Origin of the sequence: Pseudonocardia sp. NPDC046786 (assembly GCF_040645415.1) — a bacterium.
Classification (GTDB): domain Bacteria; phylum Actinomycetota; class Actinomycetes; order Mycobacteriales; family Pseudonocardiaceae; genus Pseudonocardia; species Pseudonocardia kongjuensis.
The window spans coordinates 16,141-32,455 of sequence record NZ_JBEYYF010000009.1 but is presented as its reverse complement, the minus strand read 5'-3'; the positions used below and the strand labels follow the sequence as shown (position 1 = coordinate 32,455).

Sequence of the window (16,315 nt, the reverse complement as noted above, 5' to 3'; positions counted from 1 at the left end):
TTCCAGGGTGGCAGCGGGGACGCCGCGGTGGGCGGCGGTGTGGGAACGCTCACCGGCCGGTGCCGCGTCCGGAACCGTCGGGGGTCGATGGCATGCTCCGGACATGCTCCCCCGAATGCTGCGTCCCCGGGTCGGCGGACCCGCGTCACCATCGCGTCGTCCCGGGGCCCTGCCGGTGCGGCGCCGCGGGCGGGCGGCCGGCATCGGGGCCCTCGGGGCGGCGGTCCTGGTGCTGGTCGGTGCCTGTTCGGACGCCGGGACCAGCACCGACGAGGCGCAGGCCCCCGCCGAGCCGGGGCTGGAGCAGTTCTACGGCCAGCAGCTGACCTGGGGCCCGTGTGCCGACTACGCGCCCACCACCGAGGACCAGCCGGCCTACGCCGATCCGGAGCTCGACTGCACCCGGGTCACCGTCCCGCAGGACTACGCGGAGCCCGGCGGCGAGACGATGCAGATCGCGCTGCTGCGCAAGAAGGCCACCGGCGATCGGATCGGCTCGCTGTTCACCGACCCGGGCGGGCCAGGCGCGTCGGGCACCTCGTTCATGGCGGGCCAGGCGTCGAGCTGGGCGGCGAACGGCCTGGGCGACCGGTTCGACCTGATCGGGTTCGACCCGCGCGGCACCGGCGCCAGTGTGCCGCTCATCGAGTGCCTGACCGACCAGGAGAACGACGAGGACCGGGCGAAGGTCTTCGCCGATCCCTCGCCGGAGGGCGTCGCCGCCGCCGAGGCGCACAGCAGGCAGTTCGCCGAGCGGTGCACCGAGCGCACCGGCGCCGACGTGCTGGCCAACGTCGGCACCCGGGACGTCGCGAAGGACATGGACATCCTGCGCGCCGTGGTCGGCGACGAGCAGCTGACCTATGCCGGGTTCTCCTACGGCACCGAGCTGGGCACCGCGTACGCCGAGGCGTTCCCGCAGAACGTGCGGGCGCTGCTGCTCGACGGCGCGGTCGACCCGACGCAGACCACGATCGAGTCCACGGTCAAGCAGAACGCCGGGTTCCAGCTCGCCTTCGACAACTTCGCCAAGGACTGCACCACCCGGGAGAACTGCCCGCTCGGCACCGACCCGGCACAGGCCACGGCCGCGTTCCAGGCGATCATGCAGCCGCTGATCGACGAACCGGTCCCGGCGGGCGACGGCCGGATGCTGAGCTTCAACGACGCGCAGACCGGGGTCAGCCAGGCGCTCTACGTCTCCCAGCTGTGGCCCGCCCTGCAGCAGGGCATCTCCCAGGTGGCGAACGGCAACGGCGACTTCCTCATGCAGCTCGCCGACCTCTACCACCGGCGCGACGCGCAGGGCGAGTACTCCAACATGCTGCAGGCGTTCCAGGCGATCACCTGCGTGAACCAGCCGGCGCTGACCGAGCCCGCCGAGGCGCTCGAGCTCGCCACCCAGGCCGACGAGGCGGCGCCGTTCCGGTCCACCGGGCGCGGGCCGGTCGGCGCGCGGGACGCCTGCGCGTTCTGGCCGGCGCCGCCGACCAGCGAGCCGCACACGCCACTGGTCGACGGGCTCCCGCCGGTCGTCGTGGTGTCGGTCACCGGTGACCCGGCCACGCCGTACCAGGCCGGCGTCGATCTGGCCGACCAGCTCGGCGGCAGCCTGATCTCGGTCAACGGCGAGCAGCACACCGCGTCCCTGCAGGGAGACCCGTGCGTGGACCGGCTCGCGATCGACTACCTGGTGAACCTGACCGTGCCGGAGGAGGGCGCCGAGTGCACCCTGATGCCGTCGTGACGCCGGGACCCGGCCGGGTGGTGGGCGCCCCGCTCGGGGCACCCGCACACCCCGGTAACTTCCGCGTAACACGGACTTCCTAGGCTCCGCCGCATGGACCGCCAGCAGGAGTTCGTTCTCCGCACGCTCGAGGAGCGCGACATCCGATTCGTCCGTCTGTGGTTCACGGACGTGCTCGGCTACCTCAAGTCGGTGGCCATCGCCCCGGCCGAGCTGGAGGGGGCCTTCGCCGAGGGGATCGGTTTCGACGGTTCCGCGATCGAGGGCTTCGCCCGGGTCTACGAGTCGGACATGGTCGCGAAGCCGGATCCGTCGACGTTCCAGGTGCTGCCCTGGGAGACCGCCTCCGGCGAGCACTACTCGGCGCGGATGTTCTGCGACATCGCGATGCCGGACGGCTCGCCGTCCTGGGCGGACCCGCGGCACGTGCTGACCCGCGCGTTGAACAAGGCCGGCGAGGCCGGGTTCACCTGCTACGTGCACCCGGAGATCGAGTTCTACCTGCTGCGCGACCTGCCCGACGACGGCACCCGCCCGGTCCCCGCCGACTCCGGCGGCTACTTCGACCAGGCCAGCCACGACGTCGCGCCGCACTTCCGGCGCAACACCATCGAGACGCTGGAGTCGATGGGCATCTCCGTCGAGTTCAGCCACCACGAGGGCGGGCCCGGCCAGCAGGAGATCGACCTGCGCTACGCCGACGCGCTGACCATGGCCGACAACCTCATGACGTTCCGCTACGTCGTGAAGGAGGTCGCGCTGACCCAGGGGGTGCGGGCGTCGTTCATGCCCAAGCCGTTCTCCGAGCACCCCGGCTCGGCGATGCACACCCACTTCTCGCTGTTCGAGGGCGACCACAACGCCTTCCACGACCCGGACGACCCGTACGAGCTGTCCGCGACCGGCAAGGCGTTCGTCGCGGGCGTGCTCAAGCACGCCCGGGAGATCACCGCCGTCACCAACCAGTGGGTCAACTCCTACAAGCGGCTGATCACCGGCGGCGAGGCGCCGACCGCGGTCTCCTGGGGGCACGCGAACCGCTCCGCGCTGGTCCGGGTGCCGATGTACTCGCCGGGCAAGTCGTCGTCGCGCCGGATCGAGGTCCGCACGCTGGACTCGGCGTGCAACCCGTACCTGGCCTACGCGGTCATCCTGGGCGCCGGGCTGACCGGCATCCAGAAGGGCTACGAGCTGCCGCCGGCCACCGAGGACGACGTCTGGGCGCTCACCGACACCGAGCGCAAGGCGCTGGGCTACGAGCTGCTGCCGCAGAACCTGACCGAGGCGCTGGACGTCATGGAGCGCTCCGAGCTGGTCGCCGAGTACCTCGGCGAGCACGTGTTCGACTTCTTCCTGCGCAACAAGCGCGCCGAGTGGGACGCCTACCGCCGGAACGTGACGCCGCACGAGCTGGCCACGTACCTCCCGGTGCTGTAGCGGGATCCGACACCGGGATCGTGCCGGGCCCGCTCCCGCAGGGGATCACCAGGGGCGGCGAGGGACAGTACGAGCGGGTGTCGAACGTGCTGGGCCACCCACTGCGCGACGGCGGTCGGTGAGAGCAGCTTCGCGCTCCACCCGGACGGGCAGCGGGAGCCGGGGGCGTCAGAACTCCCTGGGGCGTACCCGCAGCCGGCCGGCGATCCGGGCGAGCGCCGCCCGGTCGTCGGCGTCCAGGCGGTCCAGGGCCAGCTCGCGGACCGACCGCAGGTGGGTCGGGGCCGCGTCCTGCAGCACGGCGAGCCCTGCCCCGGTGAGTGCGGCGATCGTGTAGCGGCCGTCGTCGGGGTCGGGCGACCGCTCGACCCACTCGCGCCGCTCGAGCCGCTTCACCACGTTCGACAGCCGCGACAGCGACCCGTTCGCGAGGAAAGCGAGCTCGCTCATGCGCAGCCGCCGCTGCGGCGCCTCGGACATGTGGCTGAGCACGAGGTACTCGAACAGGGTGAGCCCGTGCGACTGCTGCAACGGCGACTCGAGCCGGCCGGGCAGCAGCAGGAGCAGGGACAGCAGCCCGGTCCAGACCTCCTTCTCGTCCGGGTCGAGCCAGCGCAGGTCGTTGCCGGTGTCTCCGGTCTCCATGCAATCACTTTACATGTGAAGTCATGAGTTGTAGCTTGAGTTCATGAGTGAAGTGAATTCGGCCGTGTCGTTCCACGCCACCCCCGGGTACGGCGAGGTGCTGCGCGAGCAGCTCGGGTACAGCCAGGCGGTGCGGATCGGCGACCGGGTCGAGATCTCCGGCCAGGGCGGCTGGGACGACGGGCTCGCGATCCCGGAGGACCTGGAGCGGGAGATCGTGGGGGCGTTCGACAACGTCGGCCGCACGCTGGCCGCGGCGGGCGCGAGCTGGGCGGACGTGGTGCACGTGAACTCGTACCACAAGCTCACGCCGGGCGCGGACGCCATCGGCGCCGACCACAACGACGTGATGACCCGCGAGTTCAGGGCGCGCCTGGGCGGCCGGGCACCGGTGTGGACCCAGACCGGGGTGACCGCGCTCGGACTGGCCGCGATGCGGGTGGAGATCCGCGTGACGGCCGTCATCGGCTCGTGAAATAAGGCATGCCTTGCCTACGATGTGGCCGTGGGAGAGCGACGGACACTGACCGGCGGGCACGGGCTGCCCCTCGGATACGCCGAGTACGGGCGGGCCGACGGGCCCCCGGTCCTGCTGCAGCACGGATTGTTCGGGTCGGCCGAACTGGGTGAGGGCTGGGCCGACCGGGCGGATCGGACCGGCATCCGGCTGGTCGCGGTCGAGCGACCGGGATACGGCGGGTCGGCACCCGCGCAGATGCGGTCGGTGGCCGACTGGGCGAGGATCGTCGACCCGCTGCTGGAGCTGCTCGGCGCCCCGGTGGACGTCGTCGGCATCTCGGCGGGCGCGCCCTACACCTACGCCCTCGCCGCGCTCCGCCCGGAGCGGGTGCGGGCCGGGTGGCTGCTGTCCGGTCTGCCCTACGTGTACGACGACGCCGTCCGCGGCCACTATCCCGACGCGTCCCTGCGGGCCTGGGAGTTCTTCGGCACCGGTGACCCCGAACAGGTCGGGTCGTACTTCGCGGGTGAGCACGACCGCTTCGTCGCCGCGTTCGCCGGGCACCTGCCGATGCAGCGGGCGCTGGCCGCGAACCTGGCGACCGGGTACGCGGGTCCGGCCAGGGAGGCCCGGCTGCAGGTCCGTCGGTGGGGGTTCACCCCGGCCGACGTGCTCCGCCCGATCACCGCGTGGCACTCCCGCGGCGATGACCAGGTCCCGTTCGACGCGGTGGAGGACACCATCGCGCTGGTCCCCGGCGGCCGATTGCTGGAGCAGGTCGAGCCCGGTCACCTGCCGTCGGCCGGAACCCTCGACGCCCTGTTCGACGCCCTGGCGGATCCCGACCGCGATCCGGTCGCCACGCCCTGACCACCCGCCCCCGATCGCCCGCGCGCCCACGGCCGCGCCGCCCGTCCGGACGCGCCCGCCCTGCCCGCGCGGGTTTGCTCCGTGCGAGGTGCGGAATCCTGTGCGGACCCGGAGCGGCGCCCCCCGACCGGCGCGGGGTGGGTGGGCCGTCGGCGGGCGGCCGTCGCCCGGCAAGCGGGTCCGGGCCGCCCGGCCGCGGGGACCGTGCCGTGACCGGGGCGTGATGGGGCAGGATCGGCAGTCGTGATGGAACGGCGGACGGGGACGTCGCTGGCCCGGCTCGGCCTCACCGGCCAGGGCGCGGACGCGATGCTGCGGGAACTGGGCTGGTGGGACGGCGATGCACCGGTCGCCGGCTGCGAGGAGATCATGTGGGCGCTGGCCCGCAGCCCCGATCCGGATCTCGCGCTGCGCGCGGTCGAACGGCTCGCGCAGACCCCGCCCTGGCCTGCGATCGACCGGACCCTGCGCACCGACCGGGGTCTGCGCGGACGGCTCTTCGCGACGCTCGGCTCGTCCACCGCGCTCGGCGACCACCTCGTCCTGCATCCGGACCGCTGGGAGCTGCTCGCCGACACCCCGGACCGCGGGAACCCGCCGCCGGACCTGGCCCGGCGCTCCGCGAACCTGCTGCGCGCCGTCGGCGCCGATCCGGCCGCCCCGACACCGGGCACCCCCGGCGGCGCCCGGGCCACGCTCACCGGCGCCGACGCGGTCGCCGCGCTGCGCTGCGCCTACCGCGACGAGCTGCTCGGGTTGGCGTCGGCCGATCTCGCCGCGGTCGGCGACCCGGCACTGCCGGTGATGGAGGTCGACGACGTCGCCGCGCAGCTCGCCGATCTCGCCGAGGCCGCGCTGACCGCGGCGCTCGCCGTCGCGGCCGCCGAGCAGGACCCGCCCGACGAGATGCGGCTGGCGATCATCGGGCTCGGCAAGTGCGGCGGCCGGGAGCTGAACTACGTCTCCGACGTCGACGTCGTGTTCGTCACCGAGCCCGGCGGCGAGCTGACCCAGCCGGCGACGAAGCTGGCCGCCCGGGTGATGCGGGTGGCCGGCGAGGCCTGCTTCGAGGTCGACGCGAACCTCCGGCCGGAGGGCCGCCAGGGCGCGCTCGTCCGGACCCTGGACGGGCACGTCACCTACTACCGGCGCTGGGCGAAGACCTGGGAGTTCCAGGCGCTGCTCAAGGCCCGCCCGATCGCCGGCGACCCCGATCTGGGGAAGGCCTACGTCGACGCGCTCGCGCCGATGGTGTGGCAGGTGTCGAGCCGCGACGACTTCGTCGCCGAGGTGCAGGCGATGCGCACCCGCGTCGTCGAGAACATCCCGTCCCACCAGCGCGAACGCGAGCTGAAGCTGGGTCGCGGCGGGCTGCGGGACGTCGAGTTCGCGGTCCAGCTGCTGCAGCTGGTGCACGGCCGCAGCGACGACACCCTGCACTCGGGCAACACGCTCGTCGCGCTCGCGGCGCTGTCCGCGGGCGGCTACGTGGGTCGCGACGACGGGGCGAACCTGGCCGCGTCCTACCGCTTCCTGCGGTTGCTGGAGCACCGGCTGCAGCTGCAGAAGCTGCGCCGCACCCACCTGCTGCCCGCCGCCGACGACACCGACGCGCTGCGCTGGCTGGCCCGCTCGGCGCGGATCCGGGCGGACGGCCGGCGCGACGTCGTCGGGGTGCTGGTCACCGAGTGGCAGCGCAACGCGCGGCGGGTCAGCCGGCTGCACGAGAAGCTGTTCTACCGGCCGCTGCTCTCCGCGGTCTCCCGGCTGGCGGGGGAGGAGGCGGACGCCGTGCTGTCGCCGGACGCGGCGAAGGCCCGGTTGAAGGCGCTCGGCTGGGCGTCGCCGGAGGGCGCGCTCGGGCACCTGCGCGCGCTCACCGGCGGGGTGTCGCGGGCCGCGTCGATCCAGCGCGCGCTGCTGCCGGTGCTGCTCGACGAGCTGTCCCACAGCCCGGACCCGGACCGCGGGCTGCTCGCCTACCGCCGGGTGTCCGAGGCGCTCGCGGCGACCCCGTGGTACCTGCGGCTGCTGCGCGACGAGGGCGCCGTCGCCCAGCGGCTGATGACGCTGCTCGGGACGTCCGCGCTGGTCCCGGACCTGCTGCAGCGGGCGCCCGAGGTACTGCGGATGCTCGCCACGTCCTCCGGCGTGCAGAGCCCGGAGCTCACCCGGGACCCGGCCGAGGTGTCGGTGGCGCTGCGCACGACGGTCGCCCGGCAGAGCACCCCGGAGGCCGCGGTCGCGTCGGCGCGCTCCTACCGGCGGCACGAGATGCTCCGCATCGCCTGCGCCGACCTGCTCGGCCTGGTCGAGGTGGACGAGGTGTGCGCGGCGCTGAACTCGGTGAACGAGGCGGTGATCGCATCCACACTGGACGCCGTGCTGCGGGCGGAGGAGGAGCGGTCGGCGCTGCTGTCGGTGATCGGGATGGGCCGGCTCGGCGGCGGCGAGTCGAGCTACGGCAGCGACGCCGACGTGATGTTCGTGTGCGCCCCGGCGGAGGGCGTCAGCGACCACGACGCCGTCCGGTGGGCCACCCGGGTGGTGGAGAAGGTGCGCAGGCTGCTGGGCTCGCCGAGCCCGGACCCGGAGCTGCCGGTGGACGCCGACCTCCGCCCGGAGGGCCGGTCCGGCCCGATGGTGCGCACGCTGGCGTCCTACCGCGAGTACTACGCCCGCTGGGCCGAGGTGTGGGAGGCGCAGGCGCTGCTGCGGGCCCGGCCGATCGCCGGCGACCGTACGCTGGGCCGGGAGTTCACCGCCATGATCGACCCGATCCGCTACCCGGTCGACGGGATCGCGGACTCCTCGGTCGCCGAGATCCGCCGGATCAAGGCCAGGGTGGATGCCGAGCGGCTGCCCCGCGGCGCGGACCGGTCCACGCACACCAAGCTCGGCCTGGGCGGGCTCGCCGACGTCGAGTGGACGGTGCAGCTGCTGCAGCTGCAGCACGCGGGCGACCTGCCGGAGCTGCGGACCACCTCGACCCTGGAGGGGCTGCGGGAGGCCGCCGAGGCCGGCCTGATCGACGACGACGACGCCCGCGAGCTCGAGGAGGGCTGGCGGACCGCGACCGGCGCCCGCAACGCCATCATGCTGGTGAAGGGCAAGCCGGGCGACCAGCTCCCGCGCTCGGGGCGGGAGCTGGCCGCCGTCGCCGCCGCGCTCGGCTACCCGGCGGGCGGCGATCCGGGGGTGTTCCTCGACGACTACCGGCGCACCACCCGGCGGGCCCGCGCCGTCGTCGAGCGGGTGTTCTACGGCTGGGAGTCCTGAGCACGCAGCGCCCGGGCCAGCCACTCGAACGCCGGGACGGTCGGGGCCCGGCCGGGCCAGCCGTTGAGCGTGCCGAGCAGCGCCCAGTAGCGCTCGACGCGCCGGTCGGAGAACAGCTCGATGGTCTCCGCCGTCCGGAGCCGCGCGGCGCGATCGAGCCCGTCGACGCCAGGGATCCGTGCGAGCACGGCGGCTCCCTCGGCGGACGCCGGGTCGACGCCGGCGGCCTCGGCCGGGCCGGCGTGCTCGATCACCGCCGCCGGGTCCGGCTGCGGGTGCTGCGCGGCGCCGTCCGACCCGGTGACGGCCATCTCCCGGCAGCGCGCCCGGAAGCCGGGATCGGCGACCAGCTCCGCCAGCTCCACCCAGGCACCGACCTGCTCGGGCGTCGGGTCGTCGGGCAGCTCGGACGGCAGCGTCCGCATCCCTTCGGCGATGCCGGCACCCGGGGCGTCCGGGTCGGTGCCGGCGAAGGTCTCGGTCACGAACTCGTCGATCAGGTTCTGCCGCTGGGCGGCGGACAGCCGGGCGAGATCGTTCATCAGGGTCACGGTCCTCTCATCGGGTTCGGTGTCGTCGGTGCCGGTCCGCGCGAGCAGCACGCACACCGCGCGCTGTGCCTTGAGCTCGCGGATCCGGCTCTCCAGGGCCCGTACGTGCGCCTGCGCCACCTCGCCGACCCCCCGCCGGCGGGACAGCACGGCGCGCACGTCGTCGAGGCCCAGGCCCAGCTCGCGCAGGGTCCGGACCAGGTCGAGGCGGGCCACCGAGGCCGCGTCGTACACCCGGTGGCCCGACGCGCTGCGGTCGGCGGGCACCAGTCCCTCGTCAGACCAGAAGCGGATCGTGCGTACCGGCACCCCGGTCCGCTCGGCCAGCCGGCCGATCGTCAGCGCGGGATGATCTCCGGTGTGCGATGCGGTCACGGGGGACAGCGTCGCGGGTTCCAGCGACCGGAGGTCAAGTGCGAATCGGATTCGGTCTGCCGCAGTTCGGTGCGGCGGCCGCCCGCCCTGCGCCGGATCGCGCGGCGCGCCGACGGGTTCCTGCCGGTCGTGACGCCGGGGACGCGCGACCTGACCGCCGCCGTGTCGGCGCCGTGGAACGGCTGCGCGCCGAGGCGGCCGCCGCGGGCCGCGGTCCGGACGCGATCGGCGCGGTGCTGCGGGTCGACCTGCCGCCCGGATCGAGCACCGCCGACGCGGCGGCGACGCACGCCTTCGTCGACCTGATGTACCTGCCGGGCGCGGCGGCCGGCGGGGCCGCTGCGCTGCGCCTCGCCGAGGAGGTGCCGGCCGCCGTCTGACCGGTCCGCGGCCACTGGTTCACTGGTCGGGTGGCCGCCCCCCTGGAGCTGATCACCCGAGGCTACGAGCTGGTCGCCGCCCGGCCCGCGTCGCTGCTGGCGGCGGTGCTCGCACTGGTGGTGGTGGCGTGGCGGCCGACCTGGCGGCTCACCCGGACCGCGGTGACGATCGCGCACGAGGGCGGCCACGCCCTGGTCGCGGTGCTGGTCGGGCGCGGGCTGACCGGCATCCGGCTGCACGCGGACTCCTCCGGTGTCACCTACTCGACCGGTGCGGGCCGCGGCCCCGGGGTGGTCGCGATGTTCCTCGCCGGGTACGTCTTCCCGCCGCTGCTCGGGCTCGGCGGCGCCGTCCTGGTGGGCGCCGACGCGGCCGGCGCGATGCTCTGGATCGGGGCGGGACTGCTGGCCGTCACGCTGCTGCAGATCCGCAACGTCTACGGCGGGCTCGCCGTCGTCGCCACCGGCGCGCTGCTGGTGCTGGTCGCGCTGCGGGCCGACGAGGAGCTGCGCACCGGGTTCGCGGCGGCGCTGAGCTGGTTCCTGCTGTTCGGCGGGGTGAAGGCCTGCCTGGAGCTGCGCCGCGGCCGGCGCGGCGGGCGGTTGCGGCACTCCGACGCCGACCGGCTCGCCGAGCTGACCCCGCTGTCCGGCGGCGCCTGGGTGGCGTTCTTCGTGCTCGCCTCGGTCGCGGCGACGGCGGCTGCCGGATGGGTGGTGTTCGCCCCGGGCGGGGCCCCGGCGTGATGGGATCACCGGTATGGCAGAGGACTTCAACAGCCGCGTCATCCGCGAGTTCCGCGAGAACGACGGGAAGGTGGGCGAGCCCTTCACCGGCCTGCCGATGATCTTGGTCCACCACGTGGGCGCACGCAGCGGCACCGAACGCGTCACCCCGTTGCGCTGGTTCGCCGACGGCGACAGCTACGTGATCGTCGCCTCCAAGGCGGGCGCGCCGGACAACCCGGCCTGGTACCACAACCTGAAGGCGAACCCGGACACCGTCGTCGAGGTGTCCGACGGCACGGGCGGCGCCGAGACCTTCCAGGTGCGGTCGACCGAGCTGACCGGTGCGGACCGGGACCGCGTCTGGACCCGGATCAAGGACGACAACGAGGTGTTCGCCGGCTACGAGCGCAAGACCGACCGCACGATCCCGCTGCTGGCGCTCACCCCGCGCTGAGCGTCCACGGACCGGTGATGGCAGGGTGCTGGACATGACGATCACCCTTGAGCAGGCACAGACCATCACCGTCGCGGCGTTGCAGCACGGCACCGAGCAGGGCTTCAATCCGCTGACGGTCGCGGTCCTCGACCCGGGTGGTGCGATCGTCGCGCTGGCCCGCCAGGACGGCTCCGGTTTCCTGCGGCCCGATCTCGCCGTCGGCAAGGCCAGCGGCGTGCTGGCACTGGGGATGACGAACCGGGCGATCGCGGCCCGCGCGGCCGACTCGCCGGAGTTCTTCACCTCGGTCGCCAATCTGGCCGGCGGGAAGATCCTCTCGGTGCCCGGCGGGGTGTTCGTCACGGACGCAGCCGGGGCGCTGCTCGGCGCGGTCGGCGTGACCGGCGACGCCTCGCTCAACGACGAGGCGGCGGCGCTGGCCGGGATCGAGGCGGCCGGGCTGGTCGCGGTCACCGGCGCCGAGTAGCACGCGCGCGTCGCGGCCGGTCCCGGACGAGCCGCACCCCCGGGCGACGAGGTCAGCCCGGGGGCGCGGAGGGGACACGATCCTGCCGCCGAGGAAGGATCGTGCACGTGCGTGGGCACGCGCGGGCGGAGCAGCGCGTGCGGGTCATCGCGTGGTGGTGGCCGGGACGTACACCGGCGGTCCGTCACACTTCGTGGTCAGGCGATTACAGCCGTCACACGGTGTGACGTGGAACACGGTACCTGCGAGTCAACCAGCCGGTCCGGCCCCCTGTCAACGTCTCCGCGCACGCGGTCCGCGAGCGGATCACTGGACCGATTCTGCGCTCACCGTACCGCGCGCGGCCCGGACGAGATCCGGGTGGTGACGGATCGCGACCTCGGGATGTGAACGCAACCATCCCTTGAGCGCATTGTCCCCGAACCGGGGCAGCAGCGCGTTCTGCGCGGTCTCGTGCACACCCGGTGCCTGCTCCGCCAGCCCGGGTGGCAGTGGCACCGGATCGAGCCGGGCGTCCAGCCGGGGCGACCAGAAGAACCCGACCGACTGCCGGGTGGCACCGGGCTCGCAGGCCAGCACCCGGTGCGGGGTGGCGACCAGGTAGCCGTCGGTCGCGACCTCCAGCATCTCGCCGACATTGACGACCAGCGAGTCCCCGTGCGGCGGCACGTCCACCCAGCCCGATCCCGGCGGGCGCGCCTGCAGCCCGGCGACCGGGCCGGCCGGATCCTGCAGCAGCAGGGTGAGGAACCCCCAGTCGGCGTGCGGGCCGACGCCCTGCGCGTCCGGCGCGAGCGGCTCGCCCGCCGGCGGTCCGACGTAGCGGATGACCTTGCCGAACCAGTGCGGCTCGCCGGTGAACAGCGGATCGAAGTGGTCCTCGGGCAGGCCGAGCCCGGCGGCGAGGGCGCGGGTCAGCTCGCCGGCGACCCGCGCCATCAGATCGGCCCAGGCGTGCGCCCGGACCCGCAGCTGCGGGACGGTGTCGTCCGGCCAGCGGTTCGGGCCCTCCAGCAGCCGGTACGGCTCGTCCCACTCGGCGCGGGGCCGGGCCGGTAGCTCCGGACCGAAGTCGATCTGCTCGCGGGCGTCCGGCCGGCCGGCGGTGATCTCGTGGCCCAGCCGGGTGTAGCCGCGGAAGTGCGGTGACTCCCGGTTGTCCAGCGCGAGGCGCTGCGCGGCGGGCAGGTCGAAGAACGCGGCCGCCGCCGCCATCAGCTCCGCGACCTGACCGGGTGCGGCGCCGAACCCGTGCAGCCGCAGGAACCCGATCCGGTGCAGCGCGTCCCGCAGGGTGGCGGTGAACGCGGGATCGAAGCTCCCGTCGGCCCGGCGGGCGCAGTCCAGCCGTAGCGCGGGGACGGGGTCGTTCGCGGTGTCCGGGCCGGTCATGGCCCCATCCTCCCCGACCGGCGCATCCGGGACGACCCTCCTATCGATCCGGGGACCCCGGATCGGGTGTGCAGGGGCGTTTCCTGCATGCCGGGACCACGCAGGAGGTTTACTCTCGGCAACGTTTCGATCGGCGTTCCACTGGTCACTCGGTGTCAGATCGACTCACCAAGGTCGCGACGGTCCGTCGAGGGGACGAACCGGACGAAAGGGGAAAACCATGCTGTGGACCATTCTGGGCTGGATCGTGCTGGGCCTCGTCGCGGGCTTCATCGCCCGCGCGGTGGTGCCGGGCAAGGACGACATCGGCATCGTGCGCACGATCATTCTCGGCATCGTGGGCTCGTTCGTCGGTGGTGCGCTGGCCAGCATCTTCACCGGCTTCAGCGAGTTCTCGCCGTCGAGCTGGATCGGCTCGATCATCGGGGCGATCATCGTCCTGATCATCTACAACCGGGTCACCGGCCGTAAGGCCGTCGGCCGCTAGGCCGCGAACCCACCTCGGCGCCGTCCGGCTCTGCCGGGCGGCGCCGACGTGTGTCCGGGGCCGGGCGCCTCGGCCCGTCTCTGTCGGGTGGGTCGCTGTGTAGGTCTTCCGAACCCTGAAGTTAGCCGCTCCGTCGCCGTGACCCACCTATCACCGGATCGGCCTAACTAAACCTGACCACATCACAGCTTAGGGTTCCCTACGTTAACCCCGGCGTCACAGCGCCTCGCTCTCTGGAGTTGCAACCCATGTCGACGAACCCGTTTGACGACGAGGACGGCGAGTTCCACGCCCTCGTGAACGACGAGGGCCAGTACTCGCTCTGGCCGACGTTCGCCGAGGTCCCCTCCGGCTGGACCGTGGCGTTCGGCCCGGGCCGCCGGCAGGAGGTGCTCGACCACATCGAGCAGGTCTGGACCGATATGCGGCCACGCAGTCTGGTCGAGCGGATGGAGCGCGACGCGCGCGAGCACGCCGGTGGGTGAGATCGGCGGCACCGGGCCGGTCCTCGACGTCGTCGGGATCGGCTTCGGGCCGGGCAACCTCGCACTGGCCGTCGCCGCCACCGAGCACGCCGAGCCGCTGTCGGTCCGCTTCCTCGAACGCCAGGCCCGGTTCGGCTGGCACGGCGGGATGCTGATCCCGGGCGCCCGGATGCAGGTCAACTTCGTGAAGGACCTGGCCACGGTCCGGAACCCGAGCAGCACCTTCGGGTTCCTCAGCTACCTCGCCGAGCGGGGCCGGCTGATCGACTTCCTGAACCGGCAGACGTTCTTCCCGACCCGGCTGGAGTACCACGACTACCTCGGCTGGGCCGCCGCCCGGCTGGACGACGTCGTGGACTACGGGACCGAGGTCACCGCCGTCCGTCCGGCCGGACCGGTGCTGGAGGTCGAGGCCCGCCGGGGCGGGGCGGTCGTCCGGTACCGGGCCCGCGCGGTGGTGATCGCGACCGGCCTGGTGCCGCACCTGCCCGAGGGGGTCACCGCGGGCGACCGCGTCTGGCACAACCGCGACCTGGTGCCGAACGTCGAGCGGCTGGTCGCCGGGCTGGGGGACCGGGCGCGCCGGTTCGTGGTCGTCGGCGCCGGCCAGAGCGCGGCCGAGTCGGTCGAGTACCTGCACCGCAGCTTCCCGCGCGCCGAGGTGCACGCGGTGTTCGGACGGTGGGGCTACAGCCCGGCCGACGACAGCCCGTTCGCCAACCGGGTCTTCGATCCGGACGCGGTCGACGACTTCCACCGCAGCGCCCCCGAGCTCCGGCAGCGGATCACCGAGCGGCACCGCAACACCAACTACTCGGTGGTCGATCCGGACCTGATCGGCGAGCTGTACGAGAAGCACTACGCCGAGCGGGTCGCCGGGCGGGAACGCCTGCACTTCCATCGGATGAGCGAGGTCGTCGATCTCGCGGCGACCGGGCACGGAGCGGACGTCACCGTCCGGTCGGCGGTCGACGGCCTGCGCTCCGACCTGCGGACGGACGCGGTCGTGTTCGCCACCGGCTACCGCTCCGGCGACCCGGCCCGCTTCCTCGACGGCGGCCTGACCGTGCTGCGCGACGAGCGCGGGCGGATCCCGGTCGGCCGGGACTACCGGCTGCCGCTGCGCGGCACCGACGTCCCGGTGTTCGTCCAGGGCGCGACCGAGCACACCCACGGCCTGGCGTCGACGCTGCTGTCCAACGTCGCCGTCCGCAGCGGCGAGATCCTCGACGCCGTGCTCGGCCTGCGGGCCGGGGCGGCGCCCGGGGTTCGGCCGGCCCGTGCGCTCGCGGTCTGAGCCGGTGTGCCGCCGACCACCGGCCCGCCGGGGAAGGGACCCGTTGCGGTGACCGGCCAGCTCACCCCGCCGGAGGTCACCGCGGAGCGGCCCGGCGGCGTCCCGGCGCCGTCGCCGCTGCCCGGCTACCGGCACGGGGACTACTTCTTCTCCTCGCCGTACGGGAGCCTGCTGGGCCGCGGCACCGCCGTCGCACCCGCGGAGGCGGAGCCCGCCGACCGCTGGTCGGACACCGCGTCGTCGCTGCTCGCGACGGCGCGCGCGACAGGCGTGCCGGAGCCGGTCGTGGTCGGCGCGCTCGGCTTCGATCCGGCGACCCCGCCACGGCTGCTGGTGCCGCGCCGGGTGCAGCGGGGCCGTCCGCCGCGGTGGCTGCCCGGTGTCCCGCCCGCGCTGCCCGGGCGCTGGCGGGTCGGCCACACCCCGCCGGTGCCGGACTACCTGGCGGGCGTCGCCGCGGCCGTCCGCGCGATCGGCGCCGGCGGGCTGGAGAAGGTGGTGCTGTCCCGGGCGCTCGACCTGACCGGTGACGGGCCGGTCCCGATCGGGGCGCTGCTGCGCAGGCTGGCCGACCGCAACGCCTGCGGCCACGTGTTCGCCGCCGACGTCTCCGATCCCGGCGAGCCCGGCACCCGGATGCTGGTCGGCGCGAGCCCGGAGCTGTTGGTGTCCCGGCGCGGGACGGCCGTGGTGTCCAACCCGCTGGCCGGCTCGGCCGCGCGGCACCCGGACCCGGTCACCGACCGGGCGCGGGCCGCCGCCCTGGTCGCGTCGGAGAAGGACCGCCGCGAGCACCGGGCCGTCGTCGACGATCTCGCCGCCCGGCTGGCCCCGCTCTGCACCGATCTCGTGGTGCCGCCCGAGCCGGTGCTGGTGCGGACCCCGTCGATGTGGCACCTCTCGACCCGGGTCACCGGCACCGTGCGGGACCCGGGGACCGGATCGCTCGACGTCGCCCAGGCGCTGCACCCCACACCGGCCGTCGGCGGGGTGCCGCTCGGGGCGGCCAGGGACCTGATCGCGGCGGCCGAAGGATACGACCGCCGCTACTACACCGGTGTCGTCGGCTGGACCGACGGGCGCGGCGACGGCGAGTGGGCGATCGTCCTGCGCTGCGCCGAGGTCCGGGGCGCGGCACTGCGGCTCTACGCGGGCGGCGGCATCGTCGCCGGCTCCGAGCCGGGCGCGGAGCTCGCCGAGACGCGGGCGAAGTTCCGGACGTTCCTCGATGCCGTCGGGCTGGACGCGGAGCCGTGAG

General features: G+C 74.1%; 16 protein-coding genes. 13 read left to right on the top strand and 3 right to left on the bottom strand.

The window, feature by feature from the left end; genetic code table 11:
- The first annotated feature begins 103 nt into the window (after positions 1-103).
- Complete coding sequence (locus tag ABZ881_RS13500; protein WP_358484447.1) at positions 104-1,747, top strand: alpha/beta hydrolase; 1,644 nt, start codon at positions 104-106, stop codon at positions 1,745-1,747.
- A 93-nt stretch (positions 1,748-1,840) separates the two neighbouring features.
- Positions 1,841-3,184, top strand: coding sequence for a type I glutamate--ammonia ligase (glnA, locus tag ABZ881_RS13495; protein WP_344028706.1), 1,344 nt, complete (start codon positions 1,841-1,843; stop codon positions 3,182-3,184).
- Between the two features lie 168 nt (positions 3,185-3,352).
- Here glnA and ABZ881_RS13490 read toward each other — a convergent pair whose 3' ends face one another.
- Positions 3,353-3,829, bottom strand: a complete 477-nt coding sequence (locus ABZ881_RS13490; RefSeq protein WP_358484445.1) for a MarR family transcriptional regulator — start codon at positions 3,827-3,829, stop codon at positions 3,353-3,355.
- Between the two features lie 43 nt (positions 3,830-3,872).
- Here ABZ881_RS13490 and ABZ881_RS13485 point away from each other — a divergent pair, with 43 nt between their 5' ends.
- The 3 genes from ABZ881_RS13485 (at position 3,873) to ABZ881_RS13475 (ending at position 8,438) form a co-directional block, all read left to right on the top strand.
- Positions 3,873-4,304 (top strand): Rid family hydrolase, encoded by a 432-nt coding sequence (locus tag ABZ881_RS13485; protein ID WP_358484443.1) that lies wholly within the window; start codon positions 3,873-3,875, stop codon positions 4,302-4,304.
- A gap of 30 nt (positions 4,305-4,334) precedes the next feature.
- A complete protein-coding gene (locus tag ABZ881_RS13480) occupies positions 4,335-5,159 on the top strand; it encodes an alpha/beta fold hydrolase (RefSeq protein WP_358484441.1) in 825 nt (274 codons plus the stop codon).
- Between the two features lie 243 nt (positions 5,160-5,402).
- Positions 5,403-8,438, top strand: a complete 3,036-nt coding sequence (locus ABZ881_RS13475; protein ID WP_358484438.1) for a bifunctional [glutamine synthetase] adenylyltransferase/[glutamine synthetase]-adenylyl-L-tyrosine phosphorylase — start codon at positions 5,403-5,405, stop codon at positions 8,436-8,438.
- Here ABZ881_RS13475 and ABZ881_RS13470 read toward each other — a convergent pair.
- Positions 8,420-9,364: a MerR family transcriptional regulator gene (locus tag ABZ881_RS13470; RefSeq protein WP_358484437.1), complete on the bottom strand. Its 945-nt coding sequence runs from the start codon at positions 9,362-9,364 to the stop codon at positions 8,420-8,422. The two genes, ABZ881_RS13475 and ABZ881_RS13470, sit on opposite strands and share 19 nt — an antisense overlap.
- 173 nt (positions 9,365-9,537) lie before the next feature.
- On the opposite strand from ABZ881_RS13470, the gene ABZ881_RS13465 reads away from it, so the two are divergent.
- The 4 genes from ABZ881_RS13465 to ABZ881_RS13450 are packed head-to-tail and all read left to right on the top strand — an operon-like array spanning position 9,538 to position 11,396.
- A complete protein-coding gene (locus ABZ881_RS13465; protein WP_358484435.1) occupies positions 9,538-9,744 on the top strand; it encodes a hypothetical protein in 207 nt (68 codons plus the stop codon).
- A gap of 30 nt (positions 9,745-9,774) precedes the next feature.
- Positions 9,775-10,491, top strand: coding sequence for a M50 family metallopeptidase (locus ABZ881_RS13460; protein WP_358484433.1), 717 nt, complete (start codon positions 9,775-9,777; stop codon positions 10,489-10,491).
- Between the two features lie 13 nt (positions 10,492-10,504).
- Positions 10,505-10,927, top strand: a complete 423-nt coding sequence (locus ABZ881_RS13455; RefSeq protein WP_358484430.1) for a nitroreductase/quinone reductase family protein — start codon at positions 10,505-10,507, stop codon at positions 10,925-10,927.
- Between the two features lie 34 nt (positions 10,928-10,961).
- Positions 10,962-11,396 (top strand): heme-binding protein, encoded by a 435-nt coding sequence (locus tag ABZ881_RS13450; RefSeq protein ID WP_358484428.1) that lies wholly within the window; start codon positions 10,962-10,964, stop codon positions 11,394-11,396.
- Between the two features lie 306 nt (positions 11,397-11,702).
- Here ABZ881_RS13450 and ABZ881_RS13445 read toward each other — a convergent pair whose 3' ends face one another.
- The gene (locus tag ABZ881_RS13445) at positions 11,703-12,788 is read right to left on the bottom strand and encodes a 2-oxoglutarate and iron-dependent oxygenase domain-containing protein (protein WP_358484426.1); all 1,086 of its coding nucleotides are present in this window, start codon (positions 12,786-12,788) and stop codon (positions 11,703-11,705) included.
- A 220-nt stretch (positions 12,789-13,008) separates the two neighbouring features.
- On the opposite strand from ABZ881_RS13445, the gene ABZ881_RS13440 reads away from it, so the two are divergent.
- The 4 genes from ABZ881_RS13440 to ABZ881_RS13425 all read left to right on the top strand — a co-directional run bounded on the left by ABZ881_RS13440 (position 13,009) and on the right by ABZ881_RS13425 (position 16,314).
- Positions 13,009-13,275, top strand: coding sequence for a GlsB/YeaQ/YmgE family stress response membrane protein (locus ABZ881_RS13440; RefSeq protein WP_344028730.1), 267 nt, complete (start codon positions 13,009-13,011; stop codon positions 13,273-13,275).
- 248 nt (positions 13,276-13,523) lie between these two features.
- The gene (locus tag ABZ881_RS13435) at positions 13,524-13,760 is read left to right on the top strand and encodes an MbtH family protein (RefSeq protein WP_344028733.1); all 237 of its coding nucleotides are present in this window, start codon (positions 13,524-13,526) and stop codon (positions 13,758-13,760) included.
- Positions 13,753-15,057 (top strand): SidA/IucD/PvdA family monooxygenase, encoded by a 1,305-nt coding sequence (locus ABZ881_RS13430; protein WP_358484424.1) that lies wholly within the window; start codon positions 13,753-13,755, stop codon positions 15,055-15,057. The genes ABZ881_RS13435 and ABZ881_RS13430 overlap by 8 nt, the downstream gene beginning before the upstream one ends.
- Positions 15,058-15,105: 48 nt before the next feature.
- A complete protein-coding gene (locus tag ABZ881_RS13425) occupies positions 15,106-16,314 on the top strand; it encodes an isochorismate synthase (protein ID WP_358484422.1) in 1,209 nt (402 codons plus the stop codon).
- Position 16,315: the final 1 nt, after the last annotated feature.